The sequence below is a fragment of the Pseudovibrio sp. POLY-S9 genome (assembly GCF_001431305.1).
Classification (GTDB): domain Bacteria; phylum Pseudomonadota; class Alphaproteobacteria; order Rhizobiales; family Stappiaceae; genus Pseudovibrio.
This window is the reverse complement of the sequence record NZ_LCWX01000200.1, coordinates 181,768-183,286: the sequence shown is the minus strand read 5'-3', so window position 1 is coordinate 183,286 and position 1,519 is coordinate 181,768. Positions and strand designations below refer to the sequence as shown.

At 47.8% G+C, this 1,519-nt stretch carries 3 tRNA genes and 1 riboswitch (1 of these 4 cut by a window edge); all 3 genes read left to right on the top strand.

Features of this window, described 5'->3' with window-relative positions:
- A riboswitch (cobalamin riboswitch) is annotated at positions 1-152 on the bottom strand; it reaches 152 nt to the left of the window's first position.
- A 260-nt stretch (positions 153-412) separates the two neighbouring features.
- Positions 413-487, top strand: a tRNA-Asn gene (locus PPL9_RS20550).
- 39 nt (positions 488-526) lie between these two features.
- Positions 527-601: transfer RNA gene (locus tag PPL9_RS20545), tRNA-Asn, on the top strand.
- 39 nt (positions 602-640) lie between these two features.
- A tRNA-Asn gene (locus PPL9_RS20540) sits at positions 641-715 on the top strand.
- Positions 716-1,519: the final 804 nt, after the last annotated feature.

Sequence of the window (1,519 nt, the reverse complement as noted above, 5' to 3'; positions counted from 1 at the left end):
TTCCCAGCCCTTAAAAGGCCAGTGGGATTTTCGCTAAGGTCTCACCGCTCACAGTTGCGGGGGCAGCTGCGGCTTGTCTCCATAATATATGGAACCGCATTCCCGTTTAATCTTGTCATTCCAAAGCCTGAGCCGGAACAAAAAGAAACTGGAGTTCTGGCCTTAAGTGTGGGACGCAATCAGCTCTCCTGTCAATTGTCTTTGTGAGGATTCCAACATCACCGGAAAATCAAACCCGCAAAATCCGCGGTTTTTGGAGATTTCTGGCTAACCCCCTTGGATATCTCAATAAAAAAATAGAGAAACTGTCCACAAATCGAAAAATACGCAAAAAACGACTTGGCAAACACAACATGCCTCTGTAAAAGCCTCCTCACGCAAACGGCGAGGCAAACTCGCAAGGGTGTCATGATCCCCGGTAGCTCAGTGGTAGAGCAAGCGGCTGTTAACCGCTTGGTCGCTGGTTCGAATCCGGCCCGGGGAGCCATCCTTTTTCGTTTGCAGCCATACGGCAAGATCATCGTGATCCCCGGTAGCTCAGTGGTAGAGCAAGCGGCTGTTAACCGCTTGGTCGCTGGTTCGAATCCGGCCCGGGGAGCCACTTCTTTTATCGATCACCGCCAATGGCAACATAGTATGATCCCCGGTAGCTCAGTGGTAGAGCAAGCGGCTGTTAACCGCTTGGTCGCTGGTTCGAATCCGGCCCGGGGAGCCATACTTTTCTCTTTATCCTCCCCTTCTTCTTAAACACCTCTTCTCTTCACAAAACACGTGCGCGCGCGTCTATCCAGAAAACCAGAAAAATGATGGGTAGAAAACCATGTTCACGCGAAGCGAAGGTGCAGCACTATCAAGTGCCGCTGGCCGAAGACATAAAGTCCATTTGGGTAGAACTCTCTTCCGCACAAAAGCGGAGGCGTTCCATTTTGCGCTAAAACTCACCCTGATCCTGCACATGGCCACCCACTGACCCAGCACTGGCTCCTTCAATTTTCAGGGGGCTCATAAGTCGGGAGAGCTGTGCATATCAGTAACGAGCCCAAATACCGCCCGACAGCCCTTGGCACCCACAAAAAATTGGCCGAAATGAAGCGCTGTTCTTTCAAAAGCTTAGCTCATGCGGAAAAATACTAGATTTTTTTGCCATATGCACAAACTGCGATCTACATCACAGTTCTATCCAAATCCTATAGCAAATCAACACAATGAAAATTTTACATAATAGCATTTAAATAACCTGAAAGTATAAATACGCGAAACATAATTTATATACAATTATTATGGCATAGATACTCTAAGTAAATGCGTATACCTCTAATATATCTAGTGCATATTATCATAATCACTACTAAGTGATGACTAGTGAAGTGCACATAATAAGGCGCCCCCTCTGGGAAAGTTGCTGCGTAAAAGTCAGGGAGCCATAAATGAGTAGTCTGTTGCCATCCTGCGGTCTGCCGCAAACCTTCAAGTTGCATCTCACAAGATCAGGGTTTCTTGCCGCCTGCATCGCTGCGCC